The 20,102-nt window shown below is 43.5% G+C and carries 12 protein-coding genes; 1 reads left to right on the top strand and 11 read right to left on the bottom strand.

Going from position 1 to position 20,102, the window contains the following annotated elements; translation table 11 throughout:
• Positions 1-36: 36 nt before the first annotated feature.
• The 10 genes from CDO33_RS20415 to CDO33_RS20370 all read right to left on the bottom strand — a co-directional run bounded on the left by CDO33_RS20415 (position 37) and on the right by CDO33_RS20370 (position 16,722).
• The gene (locus CDO33_RS20415) at positions 37-837 is read right to left on the bottom strand and encodes an alpha-galactosidase (protein ID WP_103081838.1); all 801 of its coding nucleotides are present in this window, start codon (positions 835-837) and stop codon (positions 37-39) included.
• The gene (locus CDO33_RS20410) at positions 831-2,090 is read right to left on the bottom strand and encodes an alpha-amylase family protein (protein ID WP_103081837.1); all 1,260 of its coding nucleotides are present in this window, start codon (positions 2,088-2,090) and stop codon (positions 831-833) included. Before CDO33_RS20410 ends, CDO33_RS20415 begins: the two co-directional genes overlap by 7 nt.
• A 527-nt stretch (positions 2,091-2,617) precedes the next feature.
• Positions 2,618-4,303: a type 2 periplasmic-binding domain-containing protein gene (locus CDO33_RS20405; RefSeq protein WP_103081836.1), complete on the bottom strand. Its 1,686-nt coding sequence runs from the start codon at positions 4,301-4,303 to the stop codon at positions 2,618-2,620.
• Between the two features lie 60 nt (positions 4,304-4,363).
• A complete protein-coding gene (locus CDO33_RS20400; RefSeq protein WP_103081835.1) occupies positions 4,364-5,293 on the bottom strand; it encodes a carbohydrate ABC transporter permease in 930 nt (309 codons plus the stop codon).
• 23 nt (positions 5,294-5,316) lie between these two features.
• Positions 5,317-6,288 carry an ABC transporter permease gene (locus CDO33_RS20395; protein WP_103081834.1) on the bottom strand — a complete coding sequence of 324 codons (972 nt, stop codon included), beginning with the start codon at positions 6,286-6,288 and terminating at the stop codon, positions 5,317-5,319.
• Between the two features lie 237 nt (positions 6,289-6,525).
• The gene (locus CDO33_RS20390; protein ID WP_161496536.1) at positions 6,526-8,316 is read right to left on the bottom strand and encodes a sensor histidine kinase; all 1,791 of its coding nucleotides are present in this window, start codon (positions 8,314-8,316) and stop codon (positions 6,526-6,528) included.
• Positions 8,317-8,353: 37 nt separating this feature from the next.
• Positions 8,354-9,907: a response regulator transcription factor gene (locus CDO33_RS20385; protein ID WP_103081832.1), complete on the bottom strand. Its 1,554-nt coding sequence runs from the start codon at positions 9,905-9,907 to the stop codon at positions 8,354-8,356.
• Between the two features lie 139 nt (positions 9,908-10,046).
• Positions 10,047-12,221 carry an alpha-galactosidase gene (locus tag CDO33_RS20380; protein ID WP_103081831.1) on the bottom strand — a complete coding sequence of 725 codons (2,175 nt, stop codon included), beginning with the start codon at positions 12,219-12,221 and terminating at the stop codon, positions 10,047-10,049.
• A 127-nt stretch (positions 12,222-12,348) separates the two neighbouring features.
• Entirely contained in the window at positions 12,349-15,675 is a 3,327-nt protein-coding gene (locus CDO33_RS20375; RefSeq protein WP_103081830.1) for a tetratricopeptide repeat protein, read from the bottom strand.
• Complete coding sequence (locus CDO33_RS20370) at positions 15,676-16,722, bottom strand: aldose epimerase family protein (protein WP_103081829.1); 1,047 nt, start codon at positions 16,720-16,722, stop codon at positions 15,676-15,678.
• A gap of 167 nt (positions 16,723-16,889) precedes the next feature.
• Here CDO33_RS20370 and CDO33_RS20365 point away from each other — a divergent pair, with 167 nt between their 5' ends.
• The gene (locus tag CDO33_RS20365) at positions 16,890-17,738 is read left to right on the top strand and encodes an AraC family transcriptional regulator (RefSeq protein ID WP_103081828.1); all 849 of its coding nucleotides are present in this window, start codon (positions 16,890-16,892) and stop codon (positions 17,736-17,738) included.
• 174 nt (positions 17,739-17,912) lie between these two features.
• Here CDO33_RS20365 and CDO33_RS20360 read toward each other — a convergent pair whose 3' ends face one another.
• Positions 17,913-20,063 (bottom strand): alpha-galactosidase, encoded by a 2,151-nt coding sequence (locus CDO33_RS20360; protein WP_103081827.1) that lies wholly within the window; start codon positions 20,061-20,063, stop codon positions 17,913-17,915.
• Positions 20,064-20,102: the final 39 nt, after the last annotated feature.

Raw genomic sequence — 20,102 nt, 5'->3', positions numbered from 1 at the left:
AACGAGTTAACCTATAGTATATATACAAACGTTTCATCAAGCCCTGTCTATGCTGAATATCCTGGACTGGGCTGCATCCAGCCTTATGTTTAAAACCTTGGAGACAGTCATTCTCTCACCAGTCCATAGGTCTGTCGCCACATGTTCCACCCTTTCATCCAGTCCAATCCTGCTCAGGTTGATGATTTTTTCCGCTTCTCTGTCCGAGTAGTTGAATGCTGCAAGATAGAATTCATCACCATCCTGCAAAGTGAAAAATTCTGAAGCAGCGCTTCCGGTATTGCCCTCCACCGGTCTAAAGCTCATGCCTTTTCGCGCAAGCCTGGTTATATTGCTATTTGACAGCAGCTTTTCAGTTCTGGCTCTGGCTTCCTCCATACGGTAGTCATCGCTTAAAAGGAGCACAGTACCCGCTATTACCGAAGCATTCAATCTGCTGACGGCTTCATTTTCTGTAGTGGGCGGCTTCTTGAGGCTTTTATACAAGACCGTATGATCCGGATCATTGTACCTGTAGAGGCTATTGTTCATCCACCAGCCATAGGTCAGAGAGTTCAACATATACTCGGTATCCTGGATAGAGCCGAAGGCATCGCAGGATATGCGGCGGGCATGGGCATACTGGTAAGGAAACACGGGCGCTATGGAAAGATTGATGAAAAACGGTCTGCCTACCCTTTCAGGACTGAGCAGGCTTCTTATATGTGCCATTCCATAATTATAAGCCTGTATCCCGGTGGATATTCTCTTATCATAGTGGACTCCCTCGATGGCCCCGTGAGCCATGAAATCCAGCTTGATATAATCGAATCCTCCCTCGATAAATCTGTTTAGCATGGCTTCAACCGCATGAGGTTTCCAGGATGTGTAGGATCAATAGGAATCCCTCCGTCCAGTTCAGGCAATATGTTGCCGTGCTCATCCTTCAATACCAGGTCCCTGTATGTATAAGCGCCTCTGGTATCTTCCACAATCCTATCGTAATCCCGTCCCCAAAAAGTAAAGGGAGTATAATAGATACCGGCTTTCTGTCCCCGGGCATGAACCTGGTCAACCGCTGCTTTCATTTCCTCTTCACTTAAGTTTGTCCAGAAGGAGTCAAAGTTGATATAAACAGTTCCATTGCTCTGAAATCCCTTATCCTGCAGGTGATCTTTTAAGAATTCCGAGGCTTTTAAGTAAACCTCGCAGTCCAGCTTGTTCTCCACTGCGGCCCAGCTGTTCCAGCCGAAAGGAACACCTTCTTCCCAGTTCAACATCGGCTCTATAGCACAGTTTGCTGCCCCGTATTCCTCCAGCCCGGATCTATAATCATCAAACAATCCGATGAAAATCCTCTGGGAGGTAATAGCTTCTCCCTTTACCATGCCATGGGGAAGGCTGTCCCTGGTGATTTCTCCGGCTGCACCGCCATACACAATCAGTTCCTTTATTTTATCCGAATCTCCTGAAACCCTGATGCCGGTCTTCCAGGTATCATGGGTAACTGAACCGACAATAAGACCATTTCTGCTTTGATTATCAAATACCGCTGTTACCTCATAGCTTTCTTTTGCATGCTGTACCGGATTTGATTCAAAGCGGATCCATTTATCATTGTCAAAGGGTACGAAAAGCACCCTCGCATCAGCATAATTGCTTATATCCATCACACTTTCTTTCTCTGAATCCGCCTCAAGCGCCAAAGGTGCGACATAGTTGGAGGATATCTCCTGTTGGCTTTTTAATTCGATTTCCATGAAAAAGTAGGGTTTATCTTCATAAATATAGAAAGTTTGTACCATAGAGGGCTTGTTATTGCATAGGTTCTCAATTGATACCCTGATCCCTCTGCCAATCCTGTCATCCAGCTTCCTTATTCCATCCTCCGCCAGCTTCCTGGTGGCATATTCGATATTATTTAATAGTAATCCATCGGACACTTTTGCTCTGGAAAAAGCCTTTGAAGCTATTTTCCTGCCTTCCTGCCAAAATTCCGAGAACCCGCTGGAAAGGTCATACTCTATTCTCAGAAGCCTGCCGGAAAGTATGAGTCTGTCGTTTTCCTGCTTAAGCAGAATGCTCCCTCTTTCATATAGCTGATTAACCAAGTTCCTACCTCCTATTTACATGTTTTTCTCCTGACCCAGGCATTGCCAGCCTTATGCGCTGCTTACATGTTTTAACTCACTAACATTGAAAATATGAATGTCAATTTTCATATTGGTTGCGCATTGCAAGCATGAGTGGTTGTGATAGCATTTTTTGAGCGTAAGTTTCGAGTTAAAGAGGTCAGTATCATTTACAGACAATAGATTTATAGTAAATTAGTGATTCATAAGACAGGGCTTTCAATGGTACAGGCAAATTCAGCATTTCAAGTAATACTTCATGTACTTTGATTCTTTCAGGAACAGCAACCCAACCCATTTCAATTGCCTGAGCTGAACCATTTTATATCTTTATATAGAATAGCAAGTATTATCACCTATATAACCAAACTGGCCGAATCATTCAGTTTCACATAAGCGATTCTTTATGATTCGGCACAGTCAGTTAGAAAATCTCTATTTTTTATTGCATATTATTTTTCTGCATATTACATGTCATAAAAGATCACTTCTATGTCTCTTAGCTGTTAGTTGCCCCAGAGCTCTCTCTTTTTGGCAAAATTAGCGTTTACAATCTCTTCAACCTTTGCCAAGCCTGCCTTTTCCATATCCGCAACCATCTGATCGTACAGCTGGCTGGCTTCCTCCTGGGTTTTCGCCAGGATTATCTTCGGCTCCATATTCTTTCCGATATCGCTTATCTTAGTGGATATGAGCGCTTCAGGAGTACCGGCAGCAGGCCCCAGGTTGTCATACAACGTAGTATCCCATGCGGAGTCTCCAAGGTATTGCTTTGCAAATTCGGCAACAGGATCCTTTGTACCGTAGTTCTGTGAATATTCGGCCCATAAATCATAAGGCTTGCCATCTTGTGCTATTCCGGACTTGAATACGATTTCATATTTGCGTATTCCATTGTCTCCGATGGCGGTCCAGAAATCCTTTTTAAGCTCTTCCAGGCTATCTTCTTTTATGGTGCGCTGGTTATCCTTCATTTCCCAGAAAAGCCCTTCAGGACCCCACTGAGTAATATACTGGCCTTCTTCGCTGATGAGATAGTCAAGGAACTTCATGGTGCGCTCAGGATATTTGTTGGCTGAAGTGATGTAAGTAAACAGCCATCCGAGGACGCTGGTAGGTCCATAGGTCGTCTTCTGAGGATCTACGCCGTCTGCGACAACCTTAAAGGGATAGAACATATTGTCTGGAGTTTCGTTTCCGTTTGCATCTTTTGCCAGAACGCTGTTAGCCCCGGCATTCCAGTAAGCATCAGGAGCACACAGAACATAGCCGTTGGACATCTTCTCATTCCACAGAGCCGTCTTGTTCACCGGCCAGTCCTTATCAAGCAGGCCTTCCCGATACAGCTGATTCATAAACATAAACATTTCTTTATATGCCGGATTATAAACATTGTCTCTCAGCTTGCCGTCCTGCTCATAATAAGAGCCTATGGCATACATGCCCATAAACGTGTAGCGAGCGCCGCTGTAGTTGTCCTGATTGATGGTCACAGGCAAAGTATCCTTACCGTTGATATTGGGATATTTAGCTTTCCAGTCTTTCAACAAGCTCAGGAACTCGTCTTTAGTGAAATATCCTTTGCTTGTATACTTCTCATAATAGCCTAATTCCTTCACATAATTCATGCGGATAAGGAAACCAAAAACCGGACTAGGCTGAACTTCACTGCTGAACCAAGAAGGTATGCCGTAAAGATGTCCATCCTCATTCAGCACTTTTTTCAAGGTGTCCCCCAGCTGGGATTTCACGTTGGGACCATATTTCTCCATCAAATCATCCAGAGGAATTACAGCTTTAGATTTGATATATTTGCTGTTTGCGTCAGACCATCGGTCAATGCTCACTATGTCAGGCATATCATTGGATGCCAACATCAGATTGAGCTTTTCCTGAGCATCTCCGGCGATGGGTACAAAATCCAAGGTAATACCGGTCTTCTTAGTTATTTCACGCCCCACCGGAGTATCCCAGTTCAATTCATTTTTCAGAAATACTTTGAGTGTTATTGGAGTAGTATCCTCAGCAGGATCTTTAGCATCTTTGGTCTCTTCTGCCGGTGTTGTAGCTTTACTGCTCGTCTCGGCATCCGATGTCTTGTCACCGGAGGTACTTCCACATCCGGCCATAATATTAAGCGCCATGATGAGAGCAGCAAATAAAGCCACCAACTTCAGAACTTTGGTTTTCATAGAACTCTCCTCCTCTTTTTTTTGTTCATATTTATTCTGAACGGTCAAACCGCTTCAGTTCTAGCTTTTTACAGCACCAATCATTATACCTTTAACAAAATACTTCTGGAGAAACGGATAAACAAGGATTATAGGCAGGGTAGCCACCATAGTCGTTGCCATTCTGACAGAATCGCTCGAAGTAGTTTTTCGTTCTGTAGCCTTCGCCAGCAATTCCGCCTGGGATTGCATGCTGCCAAGGTCATAGTTGTTTAATATCTGCACCAACAGAAACTGCAAGGTTTTAAGCTTCTTGCTGTAAGTATACAAATTGGTATCAAACCAGGAATTCCACTGACCTACGGCAAAAAACAGGCATACTGTTGCCAATACAGGCATGCACAGGGGGATTATTATCCTAAACAGGATGGTTATCTCGTTTGCCCCGTCCAGCTTTGCCGACTCCTCCATCTCTGCCGGCAGCGATTCTATATAAATCCTGATCAGTATCATATTATAAACACTTATAGCCCCAGGAATAATGTATACCCAAAAGGTATCAATCAGGCCTATGGCCTTTAGGACCATATAATAAGGTATCAGACCGCCGCCAAAATACATGGTTATGATAAAAAATACGGAAATGGCTTTAGCTCCAACCAGATCTTTTTTGCTCATCCCATAAGCAAGCAGCGTGGTAAAAAACAGGGAGTACAATGTACCTATTACCGTTCTTGCCAGGGAGATCCATGCCGCATGCAAAAACTCACCATTGTTGACCACAGAAATGTAACTGTCTATGGTAAATACCCTAGGAAACAGGAACAGTCCGCCTTTTAGGCTGTCGGTCGCGTCGTTCAAAGATAGTATTAATATATACCAAAACGGATAAAAGCACGCAATAAGAACCAACAGAAGGATGAAGCAAATAACACCGTCATATATCAACGAACCGATTTGAATAGAGGATTTTCTTTTTTTCCCAGCAATTGAATCAGTAAAGCCACTCATTATAACATCTCCTTTTGCATTTTTTATAGCAATGTTCTTCCACGTATCTTAGTTACAATAAAATTGGTTATCATCAGCAGAATGAAGTTTACCAGCGACTTAAACAATCCAACTGCTGCTCCGTAGGAGTACATTCCGCTACCAAACCCATACCGGTAAGAATAGGTGTCAATAACATCCGAGTATTCCAGAATCGTAGGATTTCCCATTAGCAGCTGCTGTTCAAATCCGGCATTGAGCAGTCCTCCCACGGACAATACCAACATAACTGCCGCTGTGGGCATTATTGAAGGCAATGTTATATATATCATCCTTTGCCAACGATTAGCACCATCTATACTGGCAGCAGCATATAATTCATCATTAATGGAAGTTATAGCCGCCAGATAAATTATTGATGAGTAGCCCATGCCCTTCCATGTATTAGCTATGGCAAGAAGGAGCCAAAACAGTTTGCCGTCCTGGAAAAACATTATTGGTTCTTTCGTTAGCCCCATTGACATCAAAAGCTGATTTATAACTCCTCCGGAAGACATCATGGTGAGAAATATGTTAGCTGTTATGACCCACGAAATGAAGTGGGGAAGATAAGATACTGTCTGAACCATCCTCTTAAAAATCAGCGCACGGCATTCATTCAGCACCAGAGCCAGGATTATAGGTGCAGGAAAGCTTATTACCAATGTCAAAACACTTGTGGCAAGCGTATTGCGCAATATCCTTAAAAAGTCACCGGTCTGGAAGAAAAACTTGAACCAGTCCAATCCTACAAATTCGCTTCTTATAAAAGACTGGAAGAAATTAGATTCAGGAATGTAATTTATAAACGCCATATAAAGGCCGTAAATCGGAGCATAGCAGAAAACCAGCGCCCATATGATACCCGGAAGTATGAGAATGTAAAGATATTTGTGTTTCAGGATTCTGCTTTTTAGTGAATTCTTATGGATTTTCGTCCTGTTTAAGCTTACTGTGTTTCCCAGTTCGACAGACATACTGTTCTCCTTTCGCTAAATAAAAGTATACTTCAATCAGAAGAAAGAACAGCTTTCTTTGATTTGCAACTTTATTATATAAACCCTGCGAAGGCAGTTAAATATTAATTTTTGCACATTATATCCCAAAATGACTTGATTTGATATGCGAAAAAGAAAAGACCTTTTCCGATGGGCTAAAAAAGGCCAGGCTAACGCCAAATACCGGTGTTAGCCGCCCCTTGTCCATAATCGCTGTTACTGACGAATCAGAGGAAGGTATATAGTTACTTTAGCCCCTTTACCAGGGGAACTATCAATATCGATGCCATAACTGTCTCCATACAGCATGGCTATTCTCTGCTGCACATTCCGTATCCCATATCCCCTTCCCGATGAAGGCCCGTTCAAACACTTCTCAATTACATCGGGCGTCATGCCGCATCCATCATCCGTTATGGTAAAGATCAGCTTATCCTCCTTCTCTTCGGCCGATATAAAAATACGTATGCCTTCGTCACCGGAAATGCCGTGATTGATGCTGTTTTCCACAAAGGGCTGCAAAATGAACTTCGGGGTAACATAATTCATCACCTGAGGCTCACAGTGAATTTCCGAATGGATTAATCCTTCAAAACGATACATCATTATGCGCAGATAGCTGCGCGTAAGGTCAATCTCTTCCCGCACGGTGATGATTTTTCTTCCCTTGTTCAATGAAATCCTGTAAAAGTCCGAAAGGGATATAACCATACCCGTCAGTCTTTCATCATGATAGCGTCTGGCCAGCGCTGCCATCGACGAAAGAGTATTGTACAGAAAGTGGGGATTTATCTGTGCCTGTAGAAGTTCCAGCTCCGTGGATTTTCCTATTATCTCCTTTTCGTAAACCTCCTTCATCAGATGGTTCACCTTTTTCGCCATTCTGCTGAAAGCCGATATGACCTTTCCCAGTTCATCATCTCCGGCATTTATCACCTTTATGTCAAAATCCCCCGACTCCACGTTTTTAATCAGACGGATCAGATATTTTACCTTCCGCGTAAAAAAATAAGATATCACGTAGAAGGCAAAAAAGGATAATCCCAGTATAACCAAACTTACAACAAACATCCTCAGGAGGGACTGGTTTATATTGCGCACCACATCTGTGTAGGAGGTCAATGCAACAACCCTCCACCCGTTTTTCAACTGCCTGCATGTAGTCAGCTTTTGCTCACCATTAAAAAATATGGTGGTATAACTTCTGTCTTTAAGTCCCGTCATTTCCATATCCACAACATCCACCAGCTTTCTGGACGTATGTGATGAGTTTCCTGATACAATAATAGCACCTTCGGCATCAACTATAAAAATATCTTTGTTATTCAACTCATTTTCAAACATTCTCCGCAGGTCCCGGGTGTCAATATCAATGGACAAGATGCCATAGTTGGAACCATAGGTATAATAATTAAGAAGCCGCACAAGCTTGAAGGAATAACTCATGCCCGATCCCGTTCCGGAGCTTGATTCTCCCACCGTCGTTTCTTCCCACCGGCTTGCCGGACCATAGACTATCCCTCCCCGTGCCTCGTTCACATCATCGAAAAGCGCGGAGCCTTCAAGCTGCTCAATAGGCTTGATGTATTTCATGTCAGGCGGAATTTTATTACTGTCTATATAAAAAGTAATGGAAAGTATATACGGGTCGGCCGCCATAAAGCGCTGTATATACTTTCCTATAAATTGATAGAAGTCCACATATTGCCCAGGATCAACATATTCATTGGTCAGAAGCTGCATAACCTGATAATCGGAGTATATGGTATTGCTAAGGCCGGAAAAATACTCAAGCTTTGCAGTTATATTGTTTGCCAGCTGATCTGTAGATACGGCCAGATTGTCATAGGCGGAAGCGTAAAGCCTGTTTTTTATGACAGAGTACAAATAGCCATAATTGAATATGGAAATAAATAGTACTGTGATGCACATAATAAGGAACAGCTTGTGCTGATAGCTGACCTTCTGAAAAAAGTTACGTACGGGAAGCACTATTTTATTATACATTCCCCATGTACCGCCTTTCATTTCCTGACCTTAGTACCTATACTTGCCTCTCCAGCAGCCTATCCCTGTATTGACCGGGAGACATGCCGTAATATTTGGAAAAGAGTATGCAGAAATATGAAACATTTTCGTATCCCACACCATATGCCACATCCTTGATGCGGATTGCGGGATCCCCGATCAGCTCCAGGGATTTTCTCATCCTCAAATCCGTCAGATAATCATGGATGGTTTTTCCGGTATAATTCTTGAACACGCTGCGCAATCTGCTGGGCGTCAAATACATCTCCTGGGATATGTTTTCAATAGTAATAGGCTCTGCATAATGCTCTTCCAGGTATTGCTTTACTCGGGCAACGACACTGTGGGAGTGATCCGCATCCATATCGGTACAGAACCGGTCAAATATGGAATTCAGCTTACCTTTTACATAATTGTGCATGCATATTATGTTATCATAACATTCTATGGTGCTCAAAATCTCCCCTTTTTCCCGCAATACCGCATCCGGGTTTTTGTCCAGCTTGTAAAAATACTCATATAGACGGTTTATAAGATTATATACGCCAACAACTACAATATCCCGTTGGGTCTTTTCGGTACGAAACAGTTCAAAATAGTTTTCCAGGTAGCTTATCGCTTCAGCACGTTGGTTATGGCAAACAGCATCAATAATTTCCTCCTCAATTTCAGGAATCTCGCGTAAATTACTTGTGGTACGCACACTTGATGCCGAAGATATCATTATCTGACCATGACCCAAAAAGAATCGGTTGCCCAGTGCTGATAACGCTTGATGATATGCCTCTGAGAACTTATTTAATTTCACCTGTCTGTCGCACTGTCCGATGGAAAGTGTGACATTGTGCTCTTTTTTGATAAGGTCATTCAGAATTTTCCACTTTGTTATGCTTAAATCCACAAATTCATGCTTGGGGGATACGGCAATAAAGTACCGCCCTTCCTCCAGCGATAAAAGCTTGTATTGGTGGCCACACCTTTTTAGCGCTTCTTCCAGGAGCAGCTGCACACCGTTCACCAACTCCTGCATTGCAGTGTTACCCTTTTCTTTCAGCACAATCTGGTAATTATCTATTGAAGCCACCATGACAATAAAATCTTCACCCGGCTTGAAATCGCCATCCTTTGGAGCAAGAAGCAAATTCCGTATTTTTGCTTCCTCCTGTGCTCGCCTTCCGTACTCGGCATCTTTCTGGGTCGCAAGGTGCAGCTTTGCTTTGTCTAGAACGTATCTGATCTCGGAGAAATTAAAAGGCTTTAGCAGATATCCCACCGCCTCCACTTCCAGCGCGGTTTTCACATATTGCAGCTCATCATATCCGGTGATAAAGATGATCTGTATTCCGTTGTCCCTTTCTTTGAGTCGCTTTGCCAGCTCCAGGCCATCCATGACAGGCATTTTAATATCCGTAATGACGATGTCCGGCTGAAGCTGCTCCGCCTTCTTCAATGCATCGCTTCCGTTCCAGGCGGTGCCAACCACTTCAACTCCCATAGATATCCAGTCAACGCTGTCTCGCAAGTCCTCAAGCAGTATCTTTTCATCCTCTACCAGCAAAAGCTTATACATTTAAATTCCCCCATAGATCATAGATATAAAAGTGGATGCGAAACTAACTGCATATGCTAAGGTGGTTCACCTTTTTTACCCAGCTGTCATATCAACAGGCGACGATTCTATTCAGATGTATTATCTGTCAAACCAAGTTTTATTGCAAGATGAAAATTGTGGATCCCCCCGGTGCAAGCTCAGCATTCAAGCTCCCGGATGCTTTTGTTTTACTTCCGCTCCATATATCCAGTACCTCATATTCCCTTTTTGCGTCCAAACCTGCCCGGCCCAGATCCACATCCATTGTTTTGCTCTTATCTATGGAGTAATTAAATACGGCAATATAAGCCCTGTCTCCTTCCTGCAAAACAAAGATATCCGACGCTCCATTCCTCTTATTGCCCTCCACCGGCAAAAAGGCCTTCTTGTTATTAATTATGTCAACTATATATTTGTTTGTCAGCAACTCCAAAGACCGTTCCACCGCCTCAGGCGTCCCGGGAAGGTTTTCCGGTGCCGCTTTGTATGCTGCCGCATAGTTGAAATTGTCTCCCGACAGGAATAACCCCCCTGTAACCGCATTGGAATTGACACGCATCAGGGCTTCCTCATATTTTGCAAACACCCCTCCATCCCTTTTGTGCAGGCACATCATATCGCCGTCAAGAAAGGGGTACAATTCCTTCTGCCACCACCCGTAAGTCATGGCATTAAGCATATATTCGCTGTCCTTCAATTCATTGAATACATCGCAGCTTATGCGTCGGGCATGGGCATATTGGTAAGGAAACAAAGGGGCTATGGATTCCGAGATGAATATCGGCCGGCCGGCTTTTTCTTCCGACAGCAGCTCATTGAGCTTTTGCATGCCATAGTTATAAGCTTGTATGCCTGTTGTTATGCTCTTGTCATAATGCTCCCCTTCTAACGCCCCATGGGTCAGGAAGTCCAATTTGATATAATCGAAGCCCCACTCAACAAATTTGCCCAGCTGGTATTCCATACGCTTGATCTGAGCCGGATGGGTGGGATCTATCGGCAGGCCCCCGGCTATGGCAGGGAGCGTATTTCCGTCTTTATCCTTAAGCAGGATTTCTCCATAGGTCGCACCCTCTCCTCCTTCTACAGGCCAAAGAGGGTCATTGCCCCAATAGACAAAGGGCGTCCAGTAGATTCCCGCCTTCTGGCCCTGGGCATGCACATGCTCCACAGCATCAATGAGCTCTCGCTCACTCAAATTGTCCCAGAAAGAATCAAAGTTGATGTATACGGCGCCATCATCACTGCCAAAGCCTTCCGGCTGCAGCTTTTGCTTTATGAAATCCGCAGCGTTAAGAAAGGTATCGGCATCAATATGGTTTGAAGCCGCATACCAGCTATTCCAGCCGAAAATTGCACCTTCGCTCCACTCAAGCGGCTTTACCAGTGCGGCATTGGCTTTGCCGTATTCCTCCAGCCCTTTGCAGTAATCCTCAAACATTCCCATAAATATCCGTGGGGACTTTACCGTCCTGCCTGAAACAAAACCATGGGGCTGTGTATCCCGGGTCTGATCATCGGCCGCTCCTCCGTATACCTCGAGATATGTGATTCCTTCCTTTTCTCCCTGGATGTCAATCGCTGTTTTCCAGGTATCATGGTCCACCGAACCGATGACCAGCCCCTGCCTTTCTACCGCGTTATATACGGCAGTGACTTCATAACTCTTGTGTGCCATGGAATAGGTATTGGATTCGTACCTAACCCATTTATCATTGTCAAACGGGACGAAAAGCACCCGCATATCTTCGGCTTTGCCTATATCAATATTTTGGCAGGCTCCTTCCGGCATCTTAAATGTCGCCGGTGAAATATGGTTTGTGGAAACATCCCCTTTCTTGCCTTCAACTTCCGTTTGAAGAATTGCATAGGGTTTATCCTCATAAACCGTAAAATATTGAAGGATATGCACATCATCAAAATCATTGTCTACAGCGACTGTCACACCATTTCCGAATGCGTCTTCCACGGCTTTGGTTTTCTCTTTTACGACACTGCGCTTTTTTGCAGCACCTGTGATATACGTCCTGCCGTCCACAACCACAGATGCCTCCAAATATCCGATGATCTGCTTTCCTCTGTAATTAAAATCATACGTTCCTTTGGAAATATCATAATTTATTGACAGTACATCATTGCCTATGAGTAACTTATCTTCCTTCAGTACGACATTGGCCTGGCCGCTTTTTACATTTATCCCCCTCGTCAGAAACGCAAAGACTGCGGCCAGGACAATAACTGCGGCTAAAACTCCAACAGACAAACCAATTGCTGTCTTCCGCCTTTTTTTCATATTATTGATACCTCCCATTTCAAACGGTGCTAATTCCCCTTATAACACCATTGTTAAATAAAAGAAGTGAAAAGGAAATATCAATATATGATTTTTATATACCAAAATGCCTGTTCTGAGTTCACCTTCATATTTTGATCTTTGAGTGGATTATCACACCCTGGTTGTTTACATCCAACTGCAAAGCCTTGTCAAAATATTCTTTGGCTTTGTCAGCTTTTTTTAGGCCCAAATTGCCCAAGCCCATGAGATAATAGCAGTGAATTTGATTTTTCTTGTTTAAGTCCTCGTCGAAGATTAAAAAGTCGGGCAGCGAAACGGCAAAGTAGTCTATCCTGACATCATCAAACAGGTGCTGCTCGCCATAGTCTATGAGCTTATTGAATCTTCCCCTGGCAGCCTCCTCGTTATTGAGCTTTAACAATGCCAATCCTTGATAGAATATGGTCTCCGGCGGTTGGTCATTGTAGTACATGGCGCTGGCCGGTACATCCAGACCCTTTGAAGCCTTCTCAAAGAATTCTGTAGCCTTCTCCGTTTCACCCAGTTTTTCATAAGCACAGCCGATGTAGTAATGTATATCGTTGTCCTGGGCTCCGGCAAGTTTTCCCTCTCCCAGGTTTTCCGGATATTTCAAGGCATTGAACAAATAGCTCAAGGCTTCAGCATTTTTGCCTTGGTTCATTAATTTTTTGGCGATTTCCATATTGGCATAAACATACTGCCTTGTAACCTTTCCTTCTCCGCCTTCCCAGGGATGGAATTTTCTTTTAAGCATGAGCTCCAGAGCCTTCTCGTATTCTTCCCTCAAATTCAGCAAAGTAAGATATTCGATATACAGGTCATCTCTTGTTTCAACAATTTCCAGATGCTTGTTAAGGAGCTCAAATCTCTCCTCATAAGGTATATTGATCTTCTTGTAAAGCTGGTTCAATTCAAGCAGCACTCTGGCATCCTTCTTATTAAGCTCAAAGGCTTTTTCCAGACACATTCTTGCCTTTTCAGGGCTTTTTTTCTTGTTGTAATAAGCGAGGGCCAGATTCCTGTAGACTGTTGGGAAGGTATCATCAATTTCTGCAGACCTCTCCCAGCACAGCACCGCTCTGTCATATTGCTTTTTATCATACAGGAGGTTGCCCAGGTAATAAAACGCTTTGCTGCCGCAGTTTTTCCTTGCTGTGGCGGCTTCCAGCACAAGCAGATCACAGAGGCTGTTGGGGAAGCAGTAATCCGAGTCGGCATTGTCCCCAAGCATATAGTACTTTTCTGATTCTTCCTCATGTCCACCCTTTGCCAAATAATATGCCTTATAGTAGTATGCCATCGGATATACATTGGAGCTCTGTATGATATATCTGTCCAGTATTTCCACAGCATCCGTATAAAAGCCTGCATTTCCATATTCCTGAGCCAATGCAATATAATTGTGGACGTCACCTCTCATCAGCTTGGTAAGCTCCTCCAAAATTCCGTCTGCTTCCGCAAATTTGCCTTGAGCCAAAGCTATCTTATACAGCTCATTTTTAGCCCCAAAATCCAATTTGTCTATTTCTGCAGTTTCCAAAGCTAATCTTTCAGCATCAGGTAATTTGCCGAGAGTCCTGAGAACGGCCGTTTTGAGATTTCTGCTCTTGACATTATGATAGTTTTTTATTATGGATTGGGTTACATGCTCCAAAGCAAGTTCATAATCCCCTCTCTTGCAGTCGATCTGTGCAACGGAAAAGAAACCGCTGTCCTGCCATGCGGCATTCCAGGTAGCTTTATAAAACTTGGCATAAGCTTCGTCCAGCTTACCTTGGTATAACAGTGCCAAACCAAGATTATACAGAGGTTCTCCGTCATAAGGATTGGGACTATGCCGGGTGGAAGTTTTAACAGCCTGCCTCAGATATTTTTCCGCTTCACTGAAATTGCCCCTTCTTAACAATAAGGCTCCATAAGCATTGTTGATTCTAATATCTTCAGGATCTCTGACCAGGCCTTCCAGGTAATACGGGTCCGGCTCATAGGTGGCATGCCTGTACTGCTCAATATGGATACCCGCCAGGTACAAAGCCTCATTATTCTTCAAATCCTTGGGCTGCCCAATCGCCTTGGCCGGATCGGGAATTTTTTCAATGCTCTTTTCTTTTGGTTGGTATGAAATAAGCTCCTTACCATCTTCCTTTACCAAAGCCACCTTTAAATAATGCTCCTGTTCCCCGGCATCGACTGCTATTTCTTTATGATAGGTGTTTTCCGGAGAAATGCTGATTTTTTCTTTTACATATTCTCCATACTTTCCCTTGAGGGTCACAGTCACATTTTCATATTCGGAAGTTGCATATGCTCCTATTTTTACAATATTGCCCTCCATAGCAAGGTTCACTGCTGCATTAATATTGGCATTGCTAACCATGCCGATATTTTTGTAGGGCATAAAATACTGCTTAAAGGTCTTTTCCTCATATGGCTTCAGCCAGCTGAAATCCGGCTGGTTGTCAGTAAAGACTCCGGTCATCAGCTCGATATATGGGCCGTCCTCGTCAGTGAGATTTCTGTCCCAAGCTTTTCCGAAATCTCCGCAGCCCCATGTCCATTGCTTCTTTCCTGGAGATATGTGGTGGTTGGCCACATGAAGAATTCCGGCATTAACACTGTGGTCATATCCGCCCACAAAGTCGTAATCGGAGTGATATGCCATATAGGATGTAGGCACAGGAATGTTCTTGTATCTTGAAATATCAACTCCTGCAGAATAGTCCACCTTGTAGTATACACCCGTTGCAATGGGGAACTTGGAAACATCCCTTTTGCCGTGATCAAATACAGCGTGAACATCCGGCGGAAATACGGATTGGGTATGATCATTTACTGCCACCGCAGGGTTTGCCCACCATAAAAAGGTTTGATTTTCTGCAGTCCTGTTGTATAACTGCCCCCTAATTTCAATATAAGCCTTATCAGGGTACAGGGTGAAACCTGCCATTCCTTTTGTCCCATACATCCTGTCGATTTCGCTTACCCATAAGGTGCAGCTTCCGTCATCATTCTCTTCCAGCTTATAGTCAACAGGGCCGAAGGTATTGGGCCTGTGGTGCTGGGGCCAGTTGAATTCAATTCCTCCGGATATCCAGGGACCTGCCAGGCCTACCAGGGCCGGTTTTATCACCCGGTTGTAATATACAAAATCATAATTGTTTGTCTTGTCCAGGGCTCTTTGGATTCTTCCTCCAAGCTCCGGCAGTATCATTACTTTAATGTATTTATTCTCTAAAAATACTGCCTTGTATTCCTTTTCTTCCTTATGGTCATAAATTTTATCTATGACCGGCAGCGGATATACTTTGCCGGAACTTCCCTGATACACCCTCTTTTCCAGGAACATGGGATTCTTGTCCGGTTTCCCTACCGGATAGGTCGGTATTTTGACAACCTCTTCCCACACTTTTACTCTTTTCTCCCAACTCATTTATATCCTCTCCTTTTTTAAAGCTATGCTATTGTCAGACTTTACTCCAAATTTAAATATTGTTGATGTGTTGAACTTTTCACCTTCCCGTATTACGATTGATGGAAAGGAAGAATTATTTACCGCATCCGGCAGTCCCTGCGTTTCAATACAGATGCCATGATATCTTTTTTCAGGAGGTAACTCGCTGCCCGTATATATTACCACCCCCACCGCATCTGTCTTAACAGCCATCTCTCTGCCGCTGGCGCTATCGCTTAAAATCACATCGTAATTCCCCTCCTTGTCCAACAAAAACGGATGGTTTAATCCCTTCTTAGCCAGCACTGTTTGCTCATCATCGGACATTACCGCATCTCTGATCGTCCTGCCTCTTCTGAAATCGAAAACACTTCCCTCTACGGGCATTATTTTGCCTGTGGGCAAATAGTCCTTCGCCAATTCCAGAAATCTGCTGCTGCTTATGATCAAGTGATGGTCCAGTATATCCCTTTTATCATCACCGCTTAAGTTGAAATAACTATGGCTTGTGGGATTAAAGGGTGTTTTCCTGTCGGAAACGCCTGAATAACTTATAATGAATTCATCCTCGTCATTTAGCTCATAAGTAACCTTTACCTTTAAATTCCCAGGATATCCTTCCTCACCGTCGGGGCTTTCATATGACAGCTCCACCGCATTTTCCCTTTTGACTCTACAGGCCCACAGGACGTGGCTGAAATTCTTCAAACCTCCATGTATGCTGTTATTGCCATCATTTTTGGTTAAATGGTACCTTACACCGTCCATCACAAACTCCGCATTGCTTATCCTTCCTGCCACCCTTCCTACCAAGGCTCCGTAGTAAGGTTCATTTGAGAAATAATCTTCTATGCGTTCATGGCTTAAAACGATGTTTTCGAATTGACCGAATCTATCAGGGGCAATAATCCTGGTGATGACTCCTCCGTAATTTAAAAAGCTGACTTTTATTCCATTCCTGTTGACCAAAGTGTACTGAATAATGTAATCTTCATTAACGCGTGAAACCCTCTCCTGCAGAACCACAGCACCCCTCCTCTTTTATATTGGATACTAAATTTCAGCGTTTACTTATTTTTATTGCTTTGTTCTCGCTTTAATTTTATAATTAATTTATAGGAATTACATTAATGCTAATTGCTGATGAATTTAAAAATATTGCTATCTGATAGTGTTACATGGAGGGGAATATCATGTATACAATTGAGTCTGGTGTTTTGGAAGGTTCGTGTGCTTTTTTCAATTCTCCTAGCAATGTGGCAAAGTCATTATTCTTTTATATAAGCTCCCTGGGACACTTCTATTGCGATCATAATTACAGAGTCAAAAGGGACAAATTTGACAGCTATCTTTTAATGTACGTCGTAGCCGGGGAAGGCCTGATCACCATCAACAACAGAGCCCAGACTATAAAAGCGAACGACATAATACTGATAAACTGCTACAAGCCCCACATATATGAAACCAGCAGCTCCATGGAAACCCTCTGGATGCATTTTGACGGAAATGTCAGCAATGATTATTTCAATCTTATAAACGAGAGGTCCGGCAATGTAATCAATTCTAGGAATTCTACCTTGGTTCAGGACTATTTATTATCCATGATAGATGATTTCAGAAAAAACAGGATGATAAACGAAGCCATCCTGTCCTGTACCATACAAAGAATGCTTGCCGAATTGCTGATATTGTCTGCGGAAAACACGCTGGGGAATTCTACAAATTCCAACTATATTGATGAGTCGATTGCTTTTATCAGGAACAATTACAAAAACAAGATTTCCCTCGAGGATATTTCTGCCAATGTGTGCATGAGTCCTTATCACTTCAGCAGGATTTTCAAAAGAGAGACCGGGTACTCCCCTTACGAATATGTAAGCATTTTAAGGCTGAATCATGCCAAGACCCTTTTAAAAACTACAGACTTATCCATTAAAGAGATAGCCTTTGAATGCGGCTTTAACAGTGAAACGAATTTTATTATCGCTTTTAAGAACCACACCAGCCTCACCCCCGGTGAATTCAGAAAGATACCTTTTTGATTTGCTTATCTGTATATAAATCAAGATACTTGCATACAATCATAACATCCCCGCAGAGGAGACAAAAAGATATCCGCTCTACGGGGATGCTATTTCTTAAAAGACAGGCCTTTTAGGTCTATTATTGAAGCGATAAACAAGGATGACGGGCATGGTCCAAAAAACAGATATGAGCTATATATAATCCACCTTTTTAATTCTTATCAGCTTGCTGTCAAAATCCCCCTTAAGATTGACCTCCAGGCCTTTTTTCATCAATGCGGCGCCGCTTGTCAATCCATCGGAACCCTCTACCTTATATAAAGCTTTGCTTTCAAGTCCCTTAAGATAAAGTGTCTTTGAACCTACTCCAAACTGGGACGAATGCAAAAAGGCAAATACCAGAGCTTCCGACCCGTCTTTTGCAGTGTACTCCACTGCTGCCACCTCATTCGTCCTGGGCGAGAGAAGCCTGTACAGATTTCCTTCCTGCACAATCGGCCTTATTTCCTTGTAGAGAGAGATCATTTCTTTGGCCGTCTTGAGTTCTTCCTCCGACCAATGGTTCAGGTTGCCTCCTATACCGAGGGTACCCATCATGGCGCTGTGGAATCTGTAAGTAAGCGGCAGCTTCCTTCCGTTCAGCCAGTTTGGTGAATCGGTCACCCATGCCACCATGGCCTTGGGAAGATATGCATAGGCAAATCCCTCCTGTATCTTAAGGCGGTCAAAAGCATCCGTATTATCACTGGGCCAGAATTCATCCATACGCCTCAAAATACCAAGATCCACACGGCCTCCTCCGCCGGAGCAGGATTCAAACACCACAGACGGATACTTGGCTTTTAGTCTTTCTACTATTTCATAAATGCTTAAGGTATGCCTTACCCAGATTTCCTTCTGCTCCTCTGCTGCAGCCTCCGGCCATCCCGGCTCGGTAAAGTGCCTGTTCATGTCCCATTTGATAAACTTAATATTGTTTTCCCCCAGGAGTTTATCCATAAAATTATAGATATACTGCTTGACATCATCCCTTGCCAGATTCAGAACCAGCTGGTTTCTGGCCTCGGTCCTCGGCAGGCCGGGAAAATGGTATACCCAGTCAGGATGCTCCCGGTAAAGCTTGCTGTCGGGATTTACCATTTCCGGCTCAACCCATATTCCAAAATCCATCCCCAGCTCATTCACGGTTTTAATTAGTGGTGCTAGGCCGTCCGGGAATTTATTCCTGTTCACAAACCAGTCTCCCAATCCTGCCCTGTCGCTGTTACGCTCTCCAAACCAGCCGTCATCAATAACAAAAACCTCCACTCCTATTGAAGCCGCCTTTTCGGCGAGGGATCTCTGGTTTTCCGCATTTACATTGAAGTAAGTCGCTTCCCAGGAATTATATATAACTTTTCTGAATTCAGATGCATGCTCTTTAGGGAGTATATGTTTCAGCTGGTATGAATGCATAAGTCTGCTGGCGCTTCCAAAGCCATTTTCCGTATATCCGGCAGTGAAAACAGGGGTTGTAAATGTGCAATTGGGTTTTAAATGCCAGGAAAAATCAAAATCGTTGATGCCCCCCGTTATCTTAAGCTGTCCGAAGGAGCTCAGCTCAAAAACCATCTTCCAGTTTCCGCTCCAGGCCAGGGCACCAAACCAAACGCTGCCATAGTCTTCATCCGCCTTTCCGTTATCTATTGCAAACCATGGATTGGCATGGGGGCTGGTAGTGCCCCTTCTGCTCTCCATAACCTTCTTCCCTTCCGTAAGAAAGGTCTGCCTTAGCTGCGTTTCCCCACTCCAGCGGCCGATCAGATGGGTCAGCCGGTAATCCATGCCTTCAGGCAGATACCAGGCACCGGATTGTATGCTCTCCAACGTAACAGGCTGCTCACCTTCATTAATGACTTCGGCATATTTTTCAATTATATCGAATTCCTCATATATCCTGAAATATAATCTGACACGAAGCCGATAGGACAGGCTGTCTTTTAAATCAATCCTCAGCTCCGACATGGATTCATCGGACACATTCTCTGAATTTCTGACAATTTCATAGTCATCATATTTAAGGGACAGATTTCTCACATTGTCCGAAAAGGTTGCCTTGAGGCATGGCTCTGAATAAAGCAGCCCGCCCCATGCCGGAAATTCAAGGTTCGCAAAGCCTTCCCTGAAATCAAAGGAAGAATGTCCCTTACTGATGTCTGCAGGGCTGTAATCACCAATATAGGGCAACTTGCTGCCCCAGTAGACATTTTGCAAATTGTTTTCTTCATCCACTCCGATGACATAGGAAGTGTTCTTTGTTTCAAGTATCCACAGTTTCTTTTCTTTGCAATAACTTATACTCATATTCGACGTCCTTTCAAAGATAAATGCAATACAGCTCTA

The organism is Clostridium thermosuccinogenes (genome assembly GCF_002896855.1).
GTDB classification, from domain to species: Bacteria; Bacillota; Clostridia; order Acetivibrionales; family DSM-5807; genus Pseudoclostridium; species Pseudoclostridium thermosuccinogenes.
The sequence above is the reverse complement of the archived record's forward strand: the minus strand, read 5'-3'. Positions and strand labels throughout refer to the sequence as shown.